The 16,226-nt window shown below is 51.9% G+C and carries 10 protein-coding genes and 1 pseudogene; 3 read left to right on the plus strand and 8 right to left on the minus strand.

Annotation, left to right across the window (positions count from 1 at the left end):
• The first annotated feature begins 15 nt into the window (after positions 1-15).
• From GEI7105_RS0110760 to GEI7105_RS0110770, 3 genes are all read left to right on the plus strand, one after another.
• Entirely contained in the window at positions 16-573 is a 558-nt protein-coding gene (locus tag GEI7105_RS0110760) for a chemotaxis protein CheW (RefSeq protein WP_017660472.1), read from the plus strand.
• A 303-nt stretch (positions 574-876) separates the two neighbouring features.
• A complete protein-coding gene (locus GEI7105_RS0110765) occupies positions 877-4,419 on the plus strand; it encodes a GAF domain-containing protein (RefSeq protein WP_017660473.1) in 3,543 nt (1,180 codons plus the stop codon).
• Positions 4,420-4,699: 280 nt separating this feature from the next.
• Positions 4,700-8,341 (plus strand): hybrid sensor histidine kinase/response regulator, encoded by a 3,642-nt coding sequence (locus GEI7105_RS0110770; RefSeq protein WP_017660474.1) that lies wholly within the window; start codon positions 4,700-4,702, stop codon positions 8,339-8,341.
• Between the two features lie 115 nt (positions 8,342-8,456).
• Here the strand turns inward: GEI7105_RS0110770 and GEI7105_RS38380 are convergent, their stop codons facing one another.
• The 8 genes and pseudogenes from GEI7105_RS38380 to GEI7105_RS39835 form a co-directional block, all read right to left on the minus strand.
• The gene (locus GEI7105_RS38380) at positions 8,457-9,122 is read right to left on the minus strand and encodes a hypothetical protein (RefSeq protein WP_017660475.1); all 666 of its coding nucleotides are present in this window, start codon (positions 9,120-9,122) and stop codon (positions 8,457-8,459) included.
• Positions 9,123-9,173: 51 nt separating this feature from the next.
• On the minus strand, positions 9,174-9,518 hold the full coding sequence (locus GEI7105_RS0110780) for a HepT-like ribonuclease domain-containing protein (protein WP_017660476.1): 345 nt from the start codon (positions 9,516-9,518) through the stop codon (positions 9,174-9,176).
• Positions 9,515-9,805 carry a nucleotidyltransferase family protein gene (locus tag GEI7105_RS0110785; RefSeq protein ID WP_017660477.1) on the minus strand — a complete coding sequence of 97 codons (291 nt, stop codon included), beginning with the start codon at positions 9,803-9,805 and terminating at the stop codon, positions 9,515-9,517. The genes GEI7105_RS0110780 and GEI7105_RS0110785 overlap by 4 nt, the downstream gene beginning before the upstream one ends.
• 75 nt (positions 9,806-9,880) lie before the next feature.
• Positions 9,881-10,804, minus strand: a complete 924-nt coding sequence (locus GEI7105_RS0110790) for a DUF4351 domain-containing protein (protein WP_017660478.1) — start codon at positions 10,802-10,804, stop codon at positions 9,881-9,883.
• Positions 10,805-11,011: 207 nt separating this feature from the next.
• On the minus strand, positions 11,012-12,442 hold the full coding sequence (locus tag GEI7105_RS0110795; protein WP_144053753.1) for a hypothetical protein: 1,431 nt from the start codon (positions 12,440-12,442) through the stop codon (positions 11,012-11,014).
• Positions 12,439-12,846, minus strand: coding sequence for a hypothetical protein (locus GEI7105_RS0110800; protein ID WP_017660480.1), 408 nt, complete (start codon positions 12,844-12,846; stop codon positions 12,439-12,441). Before GEI7105_RS0110800 ends, GEI7105_RS0110795 begins: the two co-directional genes overlap by 4 nt.
• Positions 12,846-14,522, minus strand: a complete 1,677-nt coding sequence (locus tag GEI7105_RS39830; protein ID WP_342662843.1) for a CHAT domain-containing protein — start codon at positions 14,520-14,522, stop codon at positions 12,846-12,848. The genes GEI7105_RS0110800 and GEI7105_RS39830 overlap by 1 nt, the downstream gene beginning before the upstream one ends.
• Positions 14,523-14,687: 165 nt before the next feature.
• Positions 14,688-16,037 (minus strand): annotated as a pseudogene (locus tag GEI7105_RS39835) (tetratricopeptide repeat protein); the annotation flags it as partial.
• Between the last annotated feature and the right edge of the window lie 189 nt (positions 16,038-16,226).

Genomic DNA, 16,226 nt, shown 5'->3' on the forward strand with positions numbered 1-16,226 from the left:
ACGACGAACCGCTCTATGTCTGCCCCATCCCGTCCTCCCAGTCCCCTCGAACCCCGTCTCGAACCCTCCCCCGCCCTCGTCGAGCCGACACCCAACACCCAAAAATTCCTGCAATTCGGTCTCGGCGATCGCGATCGCGCCCTCGTTCGCGTCGATCTCGTCGCTGAAATCGTCACCGTTCGCCTACCGGAAATCCTGCCCGTTCCCCAAATGCGCTCCTGTATTCTGGGGGTGTATAACTGGCGTGGCGAAATGTTGTGGATCGTCGATCTCGGCGAACTCCTCGGTTACGCGCCTCGAGTGCCTAAGCCTCACCGAGACACGAACCCGAGGCAACCGTCCGACACGGCGATCGCGATCGTCGTCGAATGGGAAGACAGCACCATCGGCTTCGTCGTTCCCCAGGTTCTCGACCTCGAAACCTACGACCTGACTCACCGACACGCACCCGATTCTCAACTGTTTCCCCCGACCGTAATGCCTTACCTACAAGGCTTTTTTATCGACTCCAACGGCGATATCGTCATCGTTCTCGACATCGCCGAAGTCCTGCGCGTCCTTCAGGGGAAATGAGGAGACGAGCAGTGTTTCAGTCACCAGTGAAGACAGTCACCAGTCACCAGTCACCAGTGAAGATAGGGAACAGGGAACAGGGAATAGGGAAGACAGCAAACAGGGAACAGGGAATAGGGAAGACAGCAAACAGGGAACAGGGAATAGGGAACAGGCAACAGTTAATAGTTTTTCCCCTTCTCCCCCTCTCCCTCTCTCCCCTTCTCCCCCTCTCCCTCTCTCCCCCTCTCCCCTTCTCCCCCTCTCCCTCTCTCCCCCTCTCCCTCCTAGACCCCAAACCGAAACCGCGATCGAGGTAATCGTATGACCCGTTCAGATGCCCTGCGTAGCGAGTCTACCCCGCTCGAACAACAGCTCAAAGCCATCCGCCAGCAAGTGGCGTCCGTCACCGACCGACTGCACCAAACCGAATCCCTCGAGGAAGCGCTTCTGGCCGCCGTCACCCAACTGCGACAGATGTTCCAGTGCGATCGCGTCGTGGTGTACCGCTTGCTGTCTCGCGGTATCGACGCGTTCGTTCCGCCAAGCTTCGATGGTAGCCTCGCGTCCCCAGACGGAACGAGTACGTTGCCGTTTGCCAACGGGAACGGAACCGCTAACGGCCGGACGACCTCTGCCGCCGCAACCGACGGTAGATCCCCGTTCGGGGTCGTCATAGCCGAATCAGTCGGACGGGGATGGACGCCAGCCTTGGGCGATCGCTTGCACGTGGCAGCCTTTGGCTTCGACGATCTCGACGAATACCTCAGCCATCCGTTCGTCTCCATTCCCGATGTCGAACGAACCAACCTCACCCCTCACCAACGACAACTGCTCGGACGCTATCAAACCCAAGCCAGCCTCAACGTCCCCTTAAAAATCGGCAAACGGTTGTGGGGCGCGATCTCTGCCAGTCAGTGCGATCGCCCCTACAACTGGTCGGAACGGGAAATCGCCGTCATCAAACAGGTGGCCGGAGAACTGACGGTGATGTTGCAAGAATTCGATCGCGACGAAAAACACGAACGCCAAACTGAAAGCGATCGAGCGGTTTCGGAAGTTCTCGAAACTCTCCGCGAATCGTTTGAGAAAGTCCAAGACCGCGATCGCAGCGTGTCCCGCGTCATCGAACGCATTCGTCAATCCCTCGACATCGATACTATTTTCCGCACCACCACGAAAGAAGTGCGGTTGCTCCTCGAGTGCGATCGCGTGGCCGTGTACCAGTTCAACCCGGACTTCAGCGGTAGTTTCGTGGCCGAATCCGTCACCTCCGGCTGGGTGAAACTCGTCGGTCCCGACGTCCAACCCGTTTGGAAAGACACTTATCTCGAAGAAAACCAAGGGGGACGCTACGCCAACCACGAAACCTACGCTGTCAGCGACATCTACGAAGCCGGACACGATCCCTGTCACGTCGAACTCCTCGAACAGTTCGAGTGTCGCGCCTATACCCTGGTTCCGATCTTTCAAGGGGAAAAACTCTGGGGAATCCTAGCCGCCTACCAAAACGACGGCCCTCGCAACTGGCAACCGACCGAAGTAGATTTGCTGCAACGGATCGCCGACCAACTCGGGGTTGCACTGCTACAAGCCGAAACCGTCGATCGCCTGCGGTTGCAATCCGATAAAGTGGCCAAAGCTGCCGAGCGCGATCGCACCGTGGCTCGAGCCATCGATCGCATTCGCCAATCCCTCGATATCGACAGCATCTTCAACGTCACCACGAAAGAAGTGCGGTTGCTCCTCGAGTGCGATCGCGTGGCCGTGTACCAGTTTAACCCCGACTTCAGCGGTCAGTTCGTCGCCGAGTCCGTGACCCCCGGTTGGGTGAAACTCGTCGGTCCCGAGGTCGAGCGCGTCTGGAAAGACACCTACCTCGAAGAAAACCAGGGAGGACGCTACGCCTACCGCGAAACCTACGCCGTCAGCGACATCTACGAAGCCGGACACGATCCCTGTCACGTCGAACTCCTCGAACAGTTCGAGGCGCGAGCTTACACCCTAGTTCCCATTTTTCAAGGGGAAAAACTCTGGGGAATTCTAGCCGCTTACCAAAACGACGGACCGCGAGCTTGGGAAGAGGAAGAAGTCGATTTGCTCGCTCGCATCGCCGACCAGCTTGGCGTGGCGTTGCAACAAGCCGAAACCCTCGACGAACTGCGGTTTCAGTCCGAAAAAGTCGCCAAAGCTGCCGAGCGCGATCGCGCTGTGGCTCGAGCCATCGATCGCATCCGTCAATCCCTCGACCTCGACAGCATTTTCAGCACCACCACGACAGAAATCCGACAACTGCTCAAAACCGATCGCGTGTGCGTGTATCGCTTCAATGCCGATTGGAGCGGTCGTTTTATCGCCGAATCGGTCGGCGGTGGCTGGGTTCCCCTCGTCAAACGCCAGGAAGACGTTCCCGGTTTGCAGCAAAATGTCAGTGACTGCGAGGGGATGGGGGGCTTGATTCAAAGTCAACGCGATCGCGACGAGACTTCGGCGTTGACGCCAACGTCCCAGACCTTAGAGGTCAAAGATACCTATCTTCAAGATACCCAAGGGGGACGGTTCCAACAGGAAGAGTCTTTTTCTGTCGCTGATATTTACCAAGCCGGGTTTACCTCCTGTTACTTGGAAATTCTCGAACAATACCAATGTCGCGCCTACGCGATCGTTCCCATTTTCCAAGGTGCGAAACTGTGGGGACTCCTGGCTGCGTATCAAAACGACGGACCGCGAGAGTGGGAAGATAGCGAAGTGACTCTGTTGGCGCAAATTGGGATTCAGTTAGGGGTGGCGATTCAACAGAGCGAATACCTACAACAGCTCGAAGAACAGTCGAAACAGCTCGAAGCCGCCGCACAACGGGACAAAGCGGCCAAAGAGCAATTGCAAAAACGGGCGTTAGAACTGTTGATGGCGGTGCGGCCGGCGCTCGATGGGGATTTGACGGTTCGGATTCCCGTCACGGAAGACGAAATGGGAACCCTCGCCGATTCGTTTAACAATACCCTGCAAAGTTTGCGGAAAATCGTCGTTCAGGTGCAAGCGGCGGCGGAAAAAGTGGTGTTGACTTCCTCGAGTAGTGACGAGTCGTTGATGGCCTTGTCCAGTCAAGCACGCGCTCAGTTCGAGGAGATTACCAAAGCCCTCGATCGCATTCAAGAGGTGGTGAACTTTACCCAAACCACCGCCGATAACGCCCAACAAGTCGAAACCGCCCTCGATCTCGCCAATCAGACCCTCGGTGCCGGAGACGACGCCATGAACCGCACCGTCGAAGGGATTGCAGATATCCGTAAAACGGTGGCGGCGGCGGCTAAAGGGATCGAACGCCTAACGCAATCGTCCCAAAACATCGCCAAAGTGGTGAGTTTGATTAACAACTTCGCCACCCAAACTAACTTGTTAGCACTCAACGCGGCGATCGAAGCCACGCGAGCTGGAGAGTACGGACGCGGGTTCGCTGTGGTCGCCGACGAAGTGCGATCGCTGGCGCGTCAGTCCGCCGACGCGACGACGGAAATCGAGAAGTTGGTGCAGGAGATTCAAGACGAAACCAAAGACGTGACCCTGGCGATGGAAATGGCCTCGGAGCAAGTCACGCGGGGAACCAACCTCGTCGGCGAAACCCGACAAACTCTCAACGACATCGTGGCGGCGACGGCTCAAATCAGCGAATTGCTGGAGGGAATTACCCACGCTACGCAGGTTCAAACGGAACAGGCGCAGTCGGTGACGGAGATGATGCGCGGAATTGCATCGATCGCCAACCAAACCTCGGAAAACTCGATCGAAATCTCCGATCGCTTTAAAGAAGCTCTGACCACTGCTCAAGAGCTGCAAGCCAGCGCCGGACGGTTTAAGGTGAGTTGAGGAGAAGAGGAGAAGAGGGGGAGAGGAGAAGAGGGGGAGAGGGGGAGAGGGGGAGAAAGGGAGAAGGGGAAGGTGCGTGACGCGGTAACAGCCCATTCAACTGACTTCGACAACATTTTCCGGCCGCGTCACACACCCTACCAACTGTTGCCTGTTCCCTATTCCCTGTTCCCTGTTTGCTGTCTTCACTGGTGACTGGTGACTGGTGACTGGTGACTGTCTTCACTGTTCCCTATCAATTCGCCGTATATCATAAATTTACTCGAAAGTCAAGAGTAAAATGAAAAAAGCCATCCGAGACCAAGGTTACGTTTACTTCCTCAGTGAAGCCCCCGAACTCTTGCAAACCGTCGAGGATGGCTTGCTGAAGGTTCACGAGGGAAATCGCGTTCAGAACGTTCACAGTCTGATGCGGGCGGCGCACACGCTGAAGGGGGCGGCGGCGAACGTGGGCTTAGACAGTCTGAAAACCATCGCTCACTCGATGGAAGATGCGTTTAAAGCGTTGTACGACGAATCGATCGCCATCGATACGGAACTCGAACGGCTGCTGTTTGAAGGGTACGAGTGTTTGCGGGTGCGGTTGAGGGCGGAACTGTCGGATACTGAGATCGATGAAGACGCACTGCTCGATCGCGCCGCTGATGTATTCGCCCGCATGAAGGACAAACTCGGCGACGCCTTCGGACAACAGGATTACGTTCCCACCTCCGCCGAGTTGGGATTCGACATCGCTCGCTCGATTTTCGAGTTGGGGGTGCAGCAGCGTCTCGAGGAACTCGAAACCGCCTTGGACACTGGGGAGCGCGATCGCGTCGAGGAGGTTTTGCGATCGAGTGCGGAGGTGTTCTCGGGTTTGGGGGAATCTCTCTCGCTTCCAGGGTGGAGCGCGATCGCTACCACGGTTCTGGCCGCCCTCAACAACCCCGATCGCGCCGATCGCATCCTCGATATCGGAGCGGCGGCTTTGGCCGATTATCGTCGCGGACAACAAGAGGTTCTCGGGGGCGATCTCGATACGGGAGGCGTACCCACGCAACTCAACGCTCTCCTCAACGAGAATTCCGTTCCGGTTGAACCTGCATCTGCAACCGTCGAACCCCCCGCGATCGAAACCGCCCTCGACATCGAACTCGAACAGTTTCGGGCGTTTCTCAACAACAAACGGTACGGAAAACCCGTCAAAGGTGCGCTTCAAGAGTTTTTTATCGACGCCATTCGTGCTTTTGCGAAGTGGTTCGCTCGAGAAAACGCCGTTCCTTTAGCGAACGTCTGTTTTGAGCTAATCGTTCCCAAACTTCCGGCGAAACGCGCCAACCACAAAGCCACGGTGGTTCGTACCGCCTCGAATATCAAAAAACAGAGCGATCGCTTTCTCGAGTTTATTGCAGAAGACAGCGACAGCGAGAGTCTCTGTCTGTATCGTCAGTGGACGCTGTTTTCCGTCATCGTCGCCGTGGCGAAATTTCAGTACGCCAGCGACACCCAAAAACCCAAAACCTACGACGACGTTCTGTTAGTCAAAGCCTTACGCCGCATTTCCAACCACATCGGCCAGCAGTATAACCAACTTCCCCCCGTCCGACGTTCCGAGCGCAACTGGCTCGAATCTCCCCATTTGGCGAAATTGGACGTCCCACTCGATCGCGATCCCGACGAGGATTTACTCGAACAGGTTTGGGGTTCGGACGACGAGGTGGAGACAGAAGAAACGAACGACACGGAAGCCACGGAAGAAACCTCGCCAAACCTCTCGGAACGAGAATCTCTCCCAGCGGCGAACGAGGAAAAGGGAATCGCCCCGAACCGCGAACCTCCCGTGGAATCGTTGCAAGAACAAGTCAGTGAAGGGGAATTTTTCGATGAAGACCCCCCACCCTCGCCAGAGGAAGAGGCTGCACCCAAACGTCCCAAAGCCGAAACCCGACAACTCGTCAGCGTCGATATTAAAGGCTTAGAACGACTCAACCACCGTCTCGGGGAGTTATTGGTCGATCGCAACCGTCAGGCTCTCGAGGAAGAACATCTGCAACAGCGAACCGGCGAAATGCGATCGTACCTGCAACAACACCAAAAAACCATGAACCAACTGCTCGAATGGTCCGAGCGCATGGTTTCGACCCTCGGTCACGCCGCCGATAACTTTCAGAGTCGTTCTTCCCTGGCTCTCCCCCTGTCGTCTCCCTTCGTCGGCGATCGCGAACTGGAATTCGACAGTTTCGCCGACTTGCATCTACTGTTAAAAACAGCCGTCGGTGAAGCTCGCATCCTCGACACGCTGACCGAGGACGTTCGCAGCCACACTCGCGAGTTAGCTCAATTGATGGAAAAACAACAGCAACTTCTCTCCGTCATGCAAGACGATTTAGTAGACGTGCGAATGTTGCCCCTTGGGGAAATCCTACAACGGTTCCCCTTGATGGTGCAGCAGCTTTCGAGAATGCAAAACAAGCGGGTCGAACTCAAACTCAGCGGAACGGATTTACTCGTCGAACAGAGTATCGCTCAGAAGCTCTACGACCCCCTGTTACACTTGGTTCGCAACGCTTTCGACCACGGGCTCGAATCTCCCGAAGAACGCCTCAAACTCGGGAAACCGGAAGTCGGAACGATCGAAATTCGCGCCTACAACCAAGGGGTGCAAACCACCATCGAGGTACGGGACGACGGACGGGGGTTAAATCTGGACTGGATTCGCCGCAAAGCCGTCGAAGGTAAGTTTTTAAGCGAGGCGGAAGCCAACCGCATTGTCTCGACCGATCGCTTAGAGGTGTTGTTCGAGCCGGGATTTTCCACCGCCGATCGCGTCAGCGAAATTTCGGGACGTGGCGTTGGATTGGACGTGGTGCGATCGCAAATTCAGAGTCTGAAAGGGAAAATCGCCGTGGAGTCGGAACCGGGACGGGGGACGGTGTTCGCGTTGCAAATTCCTCTGTCGCTGACGATCGCGAAGTTGTTGGTGGTGCAAGCGGGAGGATCGGCTTATGCGTTGTTATTGGATTCGGTCGAAAAAATCGTCATGCCCCCACCCGATCGCCTCAAACACTTTGAAAATCATAAGGTATTGCATCTAGAAGGGGAAGGGGAAACCAGCAGCATGGTTTCGGTGCGCCAACTGGCGGACTTAATGCACTATAGCTCGTCTTTGGCGAAACCAACCGAGGAACCGCGTCAAACGAAACTGTCCATTTCTCGGGATATTAGCGCCCCGATTTTGCTGTTGCGTCAAGGGGGAAAGCAGCTTGGATTGGAGGTCGATCGCATTCTGGGAGAACAAGAGTTAGTGATTCGTCCCCTCGGACGAGCGATCGCGCCGCCACCTTACGTTTACGGGTGTAGCATTCTCAGCGACAGTCGTTTGGCGTTGGTGGTAGATGGTGGTGCGTTTGCAACCCCAGAGCGAACCTCTTTCGCCGAGCGATCGTCGTCTGGGATGTCCTTTGGTGGGAGTTCTGAGCGTCCTCTTCCCGCGCAACCTACCAACAGCTTACCGCAAGCCTCCGCTGTTTCTGAGGTTCCCGCGACGCCACCGACGACCCTCCTCATTGTGGACGATTCGATTAACCTACGCCACACCCTCACCTCTACCCTCGTCAAAGCGGGGTATCAGGTGGTACAGGCTCGCGACGGACAAGAGGCGATCGAGCAACTGCAACAACATCCTGACGTGCGTTTGGTGGTGTGCGACGTAGAAATGCCTCGGATGAACGGGTTTGAGTTTCTCAGTTACTGTCGTCAAGATAGTCACTTATCCAAGGTTCCCATCGTCATGCTCACGTCTCACAGCAGTCCGAAATACCGCCAAATCGCCAGCGAACTCGGCGCGACGGCGTATCTGACTAAACCGTTTTCGGAGTCGGAAATGCTGTCGTCGCTGAAGGAAATCGTCGGTTCGGAAGCGGAGGGGAGACCAGAGGTTTGAGGTGCTTCAATCTTTTAGGGTTAAGGGTGCATCTCAAAAATGTAAATCCATAGGAGAGAATAAGGGTTTCAGCCTCCGATCCTCATGTTTTTGCAAAACTGAGATGCACCCAGGGTTAAAAGCCATTTTCCCCATATTGACGCAACAGAGCGTTATAACTTTGAGGATTATAACGCTTCCAAACTTCTTTGGCTTGTTGGGGATCGTCACGAAGCTCTTGTTCTCCATCTGGCAGTTCAAAATTATAGTACGCTCCGGTTTGATAGCAAGTTGCGATCGTTTTTATCGCCGTAGCTAGACTGTCATATGCCAAAAAGATGCTGTCTTGAATATATATAGAAATTAAAGGGGAAGCTTCACGTCGATCGCTCTTTCCCAAAATACAAATATGGTCGAATTCATCCAGTGTAAAAATAGGAAGAAGATAATTGTTGAGAATACCTGAGTGTTCTATCCAAATTTCATTTTCATATCGGATTCGATAAAGTAAAATATCGTCAACCCATTCAGAAATCTCTTCGCGAATAGCAAAAGCAACAGATAAGGAGTTAAAGGTATAGCCGGGGAATAATTGTGCAGCGAAAAAATCATCATCAAACGTCATGCCATCATGCCACTGATATAAGTCATAAAATTCAGATGGCAAGAGAAACGGTACGGGTTTTAAATAATCTTCAAGTTCCTCACGATCGAATCCGTCTTGTAATTCTGAATAATAATCAGGCTGATTAGACTTCAGCCATTTTTTAATTATTTTGAGGTTATTTTTAAATTCAGACATAACTGTTATTGTTCTTGAGGGACGAAATTGTTTGATTTAATGTTAAAATAATTAAATATTGCGTTCAAACGTCAATAATATATTCAGAATTTGTCGTTTCAATTTTGGTAAATTGTGTTCGACGACATTCCAAACTTCATTTAAATCAATTCCAGTATAATCGTGAATTAAGACATCTCGAAATCCGGAAATTATTCGCCAAGAATTTTTTGGATAACGTTGTCTCAATTCTGAAAAAAGTCGTTTGACCGCTTCTCCTATAACTTCAAAATTGCGAATGACACCATCTTGAATCAAAGAAGATTGAAAAAAATTTGATTTTCCTCCTTGCATGTAAATTTCAACTCGATCGATGCGATCGTAGATATCTTGTAAATAAATTCGATCGTCCCTCATAGAGGAATTGCCTGATTTAAGATGCGTTCTCGAAAATACTCCCGCAATCCTTTCACTGTTGCGACATCGACTTTTCGACCTAAAAGGTCTTCTAAATCTTGAATCAAGCCAATTCGGTCTAACAAACTGCGATCGCCATCCATTTCGACGAGAAAATCAATATCGCTATCTTCTCGTTCTTCTCCCCGTGCTACCGATCCAAATATTCGCACGTTCGACGCACCATGTCGAGCCGCAAGGCTTAAAATTTCTTCTCGTTTGAGTTGTAGAAGTTCTCGAACGTTCATCAACCTGAATTTGAAATATAAATTTGATGCAATTTGACCGACTAAGTTTCTCGCCGAAACCCGGTTTTTGAACGCTTACGATTCAGACTCGGGATATTGGGACAACCAAGCGATTAAATCGGCTTCTGTCTCGAAATCAAGTAAGGCTTCTCCTAACGCTTCAACGTCGTCAATGGGAAGTTGACGGATGCGATCGCGCCACTGAGAATCTACCCCTCCCAAACGGCGATCGAGTTGACGCAGGACTAACGCTTTTTCTCGCTCGCGTCCTTGTTCGATACCGCGTTCCATCCAACTGGTGACAATTTCCATGGTTCGTTCCTCTTCTAACAAATCGAACTGTTCTAACTCTGCTTCAAACTGGGATTCCTCCACCGCGTTCAACCGCAGATAGGTATCCACAAAACCTGAAATCAACGCTGTTTTCGCCGGATCTAACCGCAACGTCACCAACAACCGCAAGCATTCGGCTTTGACTTTGGGTCGATCGATCTCTGCAATTTGCATTTTCGCCATCAACGCCGCCGCGACGGGGTTCGGTTGTCGCAGAAAGTCTCGCCAGTTGAGACGGTTCAGTTGTACGACCCGATATCGAAATTTTAAGACTTCTCCGTCAAGAAATGCCACAGTGTACGTATCTGGTTCGGGACGTTTCGGGATGTCGTAGGACAGTAAGGCGATGGGATAGACGGGTAAACCGTATATTTCGTCTAAACGAGCGAAATAGCGGAACATCCGACGAGCAAACCCGGTTTGCGCCGAGGCTTGGGCTTCGGTGTGAATCAGGAAAAAGCTGTCCTGTTGGCGGAATTTGGCCCGAACTAATACGTCGATTTCCCGGCGTTCCCCGGAGGTGATGTCGGTGAAGACTTCTTGCGGAAGGAAGGTAATGGAGTCTCTGTCCACGGCTTCGGCGATCGCTGGGAAGAAGAGATCGAGAAATTCCCAGAAGAAGGTGGATAATAGGGTTTTGAAGAGTCTGTCGTGGTCGATGTCCACAATCTATCGGTCTCCTGAATTGCGATAATCCCTTTTTCGATCGACGCGAATTAAAGCATTCAAGTAGTATTTTATTTTTTGTGTTTTTATTATAACATAATTTTTATTGTAAAAAATCAAAAATCGATAATTTTAAGATCGATTATATTGAAAACTTAACGATCTGGAATTTATATTTATTGGTCGTTTTTTTGAAATTAATAAATTTTATGAATTGCGTTTCCATAGTTGTAAGAGTAGCCACGTCACCAAACTGCCACCAATTCCAATAAAAAGACTCAAAAGAAAAGCCGGATCGAGCAAGATATTAGAAATCGTGAGTTCTCGAGTTTGCTGTGCGTTGGGTGGTTGAGTCGTCGCGACTGTCACCGCCAGCGCACTGGTGGCTAAGCCGACACTGGCAATTCCAATCGTGATATTGAGCTTACGATCGCTCTTCGTTTGTTCGATTTGAATGATACCTTCGATATTGCGAATAAGGTTTTCGAGTAACGTTAAACCGCTGGATAAATTGTCGCGATCGAGTTCGATTTGCTGACGAAAAACTTCGGGATTCCAAGCATTATTAATTTTAGAATCCCAGCAAATTTTTAACGATTCTTGTCGCTGCTCGTGATTTGCCAAATTAATCGATATTGTCTGACGTTGCGCGTCCATCAGAATGAGTTTTCTCGCGTATTCAGACTGATGTAACGATAAATCAGTTAACTCTCGCTTGAGAAGGTTGAGTGAAAATTGCTTGTTTTGAATGCGTTCGTGAATCTGTTCGTAGCGATTTTTAATGCTACTATAACGTTTTTTGAGTTGATGCTTGAGTTGATGACTTTGCCAAGTTGCCCAAACAATTTTATTGCGGTATTCAAACCAGCGCAGGAAGTCGAGACAACGCCGAGACATTCGATCGGCAATTTCTTCAACTTCTAAATCGGGGGGAAATAAAAGCAAAACGACGTGAGGGAATGCTTGATGAAATTCGCTCAGCTCGAGATTCCAAAGTGTCGGTGTTTTCCAAAATTCAAACATCGAGCCGCCTAAAAGTTGACCTCTCGATTGTAAGTCGCGATCGAAGTCTGGTTTTTCGGGAAGTTCGAGTGTTTTATAAATTTCGCGGGCAATGTTTTCTAAATTTTTAGTTTCTAAATTTTCAGGTTGTGTCACCTGACACCAAAACAGCCACGTTTCCCCTAACGTTCCGTGACGTTCTTTGAGAAGGCGATCGCTCAAAGCTTCGTCGCGATCGATCTTTTGAATAACTTGAGACTTGAGTTCTCGAACCGATCGAACCCGTTTCGGGCGATAATCGGGTTTTTTAGAGTCACAATACTGCCCCGAAGACTCAACTTGCAAAGCATATACATCGCCTAGCCGAACGGGATACAAGTATCCGTCTAAATTCGCTAAAGGTTCGTAACGCTTCGGTAAAAGTTCGTTAGCGATATTTTTCCCTTCGTAGCTTTCTAGTGTTTGTAATTGCTCTTCTGAGAGATTTGAATAAATTTTATTCCAGAAATGGCGTCGAGCTTTATCTAAATCCAGTTCGTCATCGCCGAGGGTTTCACCGCGATCGTAAATAAATAAATCTAACGTCGGATAAACGAGGCAAGCTTCATCGAAGGGTTGCGTCTCCTCTCCCATCATTGAGATTCTCCAGTGGATTTAAAAAAGCGATCGAAGATATTTCGCCAGCACCCAGTCTTCACAACTTCTTGACTGGTATCACGTAGCGTCTCGTCATCTGCTCGATCGATCGCCTGTAGAAAATTCTCGAACTCGAGTTGAGATAACTGATTTTCCCGTTCCCAATCCGGTTGGGGCGGTTTTCCTTTAGCACGTATCGCGAGGGGTTCGTCGAGGTAATCGCACCAGTCTAAATATACGTTTCCCAACTGACGCTCTGCCCAAGTATTGAGGCGCACCAAGTCATCAGGATCGTTCCAGTTCAAATCAGCGAGTTCGATGTGCCAATTTTCTGGAAGATTTTCTTCCCGTTTTGCCAAAGTCAGTAAAAAAGCTTTCAGCGTAATACGAGTGACTGCATCCATCAATCTAAACCCACGACGGTTAAAGCTGCCCAAAAATACGGATCGTCAAACAGGGGCGTATCCCGTTCTTTGATTTTACTTTGTTGCCGCTTTCTGCGTTCGAGTGCCAGAAATGCCCGACTGTTGCGTTCGAGGCGCGTCAACCAAACGTCATACCACGCGATTAGACTGTTCGCCGTCTGTTGTCGCAACCACGCCACCGCTTTACCTCGCGCCACAGAGGGAACGTCGCCCTCGCGCAGAAGCTCGTAAAACCGCACCATCAGCAGCGCACTGGCATCAGATCGTACCAACCACAGCGAACTCGCCACGCATTTCGCCCCCATCGCCAGAAAACCACTCGCCCAACCCACATATTCCGTAATGAAATCGGTGTCGCGGGCGATTCCCGTTTCGCAAGCGGACAGACTCACCAAATCGTAACTGCTTAAATTTTCCGCTTCCTCGACTAACTGTCGCAACGTCAGCGATTCCCCCTTGGCGAGATAGAGCAACGAGCGATCGGGATGGGGGAATTCGTGCAAACTGTGTCCGGTGAAGTGACAGTAGCGATAGGCAGATTTGAGGTGTTCCAGGGTTGCGGTTGGCGTGGCGTTGTCTCCCTCCAACGCTGTCGCTGCGTACAGGTAACGAATCGCCGCCGCCTCGAAAAATGCCATCGGGAGGTCTTTCGTGGGACATTCGAGGCTGAGGAGGGCGGTGGTGGATTGGCGAGGTTCCTCGTGCAGCGCCAACCCCGTTTGCACGGAAGGAAGGCGCGTAATGGCGAAACAGTTGGGAAACAGGGCTTCCAAGGGGACGAGGTGCAGTTCCTTGTGGGGGAACAGAACCAACGGAATGCTGTAGGGTTCGGCAGAATCCGGCGGGGACAGTTCCGCCACTATCCCGTCGATGTCTAACAGGCGTTTCAACTGCGTCAGGCGTTCCGGTAAGTGGGTGCGCCAAGGATGTTCGGGGTCGGGATTGGCTTTGTCCTTCGCCTGGCGATAGTCGAGATAGTCCCGGTTCCACTCCTCCCACCACTGCTGAAAGGCTACGTGACGCTCCGTGGCGGAGGTGGCGCTGTTGAAGAGGCGCAGCGGTTGTCCCGGTTGGAGGAGGAAGGCGTTCAGGGCGCTGGGGCTACAGTGCCAGTAGATGGCGGCGACAGGCGCTTGAGGTGACTGAAACAGTTGGTGAAAGGTTTCAGCGGTTGCAGTATCGAACGATTTAGACTGCATCCAACTCAGACAGACGTTTCGCCCCTTTTCCGCCAGTTCCCAAGCCTGGGACGCATCGCCCCGTTCTATAAACTGGTCTACACTAATTTGTTGGAAGTCGGAAAAGTCTTTTAAAAATTCCTGGCGTTGCTCGGAATCGGGAATTTTAGCCAGATATGCTCGCAGTTCGTCGGAACCCTGTCGCAACAAGTAAGCGGCTTCTCGTGACGGTGGGGCTTCAGAGTCGGGGATAGCGAGGTCGCTCAATGGGTGAAAGTACCATTCTGAAAAGTCCCGAGCGAGCAGGGAACTGGTGATGGCGAGTTCTCGGACAATTTGAAAGTGCCATTTGGGAAAGGCTTCGGCGGTGAGCGTTTTCAGTGCAGTTAGGAATTCTCTCCTGGCGTTGGCGAAGTAAAGCCAGAGGTTGTTGAGGTCGCGATTGGCTTTGGCGTATGAAAAATGCGCCATCCCCATTTGGTAATGTAGAACGCCCCAACCTTCAGGATGAGTGTCGCGGCGACAGTGTTGAAGTCCTGCGTTGTAGGTGGCGAGTTGACCGAGATAGCCCGGTTGAGCGAGTTCGGGGTACTTTTTGGTGAGGGGGGTAATGACTGAGTGGGAGATTTCTGCAACAACAACACCTCGCCCGTACCAAGCCAGGTAGAAATCCGGATTCAGTGCCAGAGCGCGATCGTAACTCTCCAATGCCTCCTCGTTCCTGCCTAACTTAGAGAGAGCCACGCCTCGCCCGTACCAAGCCAGGTAGAAATCCGGATTCAGTGCCAGAGCGCGATCGACACTCTCCAATGCCTCCTCGTTCCTGCCTAAATAATAGAGAGCCACGCCTCGGTTGTACCAAGCCTGGTAGAAATCCGGATTCAGAGCCAGAGCGCGATCGTAACTCTCCAATGCCTCCTCGTTCCTGCCTAATTCCCTGAGAGCGTTGCCTCGGTTGCCCCAAGCCAGGTAGTCATCCGGATTCAGAGCCAGAGCGCGATCGTAACTCTCCAATGCCTCCTCGTTCCTGCCTAATTCCCTGAGAGCGTTGCCTCGGTTGCTCCAAGCCTGGTAGTCATCCGGATTCAGAGCCAGAGCGCGATCGTAACTCTCCAATGCCTCCTCGTTCCTGCCTAAATAATAGAGAGCCACGCCTCGCCCGTGCCAAGCCAGGTAGAAATCCGGATTCAGTGCCAGAGCGCGATCGTAACTCTCCAATGCCTCCTCGTTCCTGCCTAAATTTCCGAGAGCCACGCCTCGCCCGTACCAAGCCAGGTAGAAATCCGGATTCAGTGCCAGAGCGCGATCGTAACTCTCCAATGCCTCCTCGTTCCTGCCTAACTTAGAGAGAGCATTGCCTCGGTTGTACCAAGCCTGGTAGAAATCCGGTTTCAGTTCCAGAGCGCGATCGTAACTCTCCAATGCCTCCTCGTTCCTGCCTAAATTTCCGAGAGCATTGCCTCGGTTGTTCCAAGCCTTGTAGTCATCTGGATTCAGTGCCAGAGCGCGATCGTAACTCTCCAATGCCTCCTCGTTCCTGCCTAAATAATAGAGAGCCACGCCTCGGTTGTACCAAGCCTGGTAGTCATCCGGATTCAGTTCCAGAGCGCGATCGTAACTCTCCAATGCCTCCTCGTTCCTGCCTAATTCCCTGAGAGCGTTGCCTCGGTTGCTCCAAGCCTGGTAGTCATCCGGATTCAGAGCCAGAGCGCGATCGTAACTCTCCAATGCCTCCTCGTTCCTGCCTAATTCCCTGAGAGCGTTGCCTCGGTTGCCCCAAGCCAGGTAGTCATCCGGATTCAGAGCCAGAGCGCGATCGTAACTCTCCAATGCCTCCTCGTTCCTGCCTAATTCCCTGAGAGCGTTGCCTCGGTTGCTCCAAGCCTGGTAGTCATCCGGATTCAGAGCCAGAGCGCGATCGTAACTCTCCAATGCCTCCTCATACTGTCCTGCTTCTAAACCAGCTTTCCCCCGTTCGTACCAAAATTCAGCGTTTTCCTCACTTTCATTAGGGCTTGCTGAAAAGAAGTGAAAAGCTTACGGTGTAAGGCTTAGAGGAGTCTTGACGTGGCTTCGAGAACCCGAAAAAGAGGTAAAATTGGAAATTCCCGTGCATCCGGCAAGAAAAAATGTATCGAAAATCACAAAATCCTGACGCGCCCGAAGAAGCCTTTGAACTTC

The sequence above is a fragment of the Baaleninema simplex PCC 7105 genome (genome assembly GCF_000332355.1).
GTDB classification, from domain to species: domain Bacteria; phylum Cyanobacteriota; class Cyanobacteriia; order Cyanobacteriales; family Geitlerinemataceae; genus Baaleninema; species Baaleninema simplex.

Coding starts and splice junctions, on each gene's coding strand:
- GEI7105_RS38380 (WP_017660475.1), bottom strand. CDS start 9,122: ATGTCTGAATTTAAAAATAACCTCAAAATAATTAAAAAATGGCTGAAG.
- GEI7105_RS0110765 (WP_017660473.1), top strand. CDS start 877: ATGACCCGTTCAGATGCCCTGCGTAGCGAGTCTACCCCGCTCGAACAA.
- GEI7105_RS0110770 (WP_017660474.1), top strand. CDS start 4,700: ATGAAAAAAGCCATCCGAGACCAAGGTTACGTTTACTTCCTCAGTGAA.
- GEI7105_RS0110785 (WP_017660477.1), bottom strand. CDS start 9,805: ATGAACGTTCGAGAACTTCTACAACTCAAACGAGAAGAAATTTTAAGC.
- GEI7105_RS0110780 (WP_017660476.1), bottom strand. CDS start 9,518: ATGAGGGACGATCGAATTTATTTACAAGATATCTACGATCGCATCGAT.
- GEI7105_RS0110795 (WP_144053753.1), bottom strand. CDS start 12,442: ATGATGGGAGAGGAGACGCAACCCTTCGATGAAGCTTGCCTCGTTTAT.
- GEI7105_RS39830 (WP_342662843.1), bottom strand. CDS start 14,522: ATGGGGATGGCGCATTTTTCATACGCCAAAGCCAATCGCGACCTCAAC.
- GEI7105_RS0110760 (WP_017660472.1), top strand. CDS start 16: ATGTCTGCCCCATCCCGTCCTCCCAGTCCCCTCGAACCCCGTCTCGAA.
- GEI7105_RS0110800 (WP_017660480.1), bottom strand. CDS start 12,846: ATGGATGCAGTCACTCGTATTACGCTGAAAGCTTTTTTACTGACTTTG.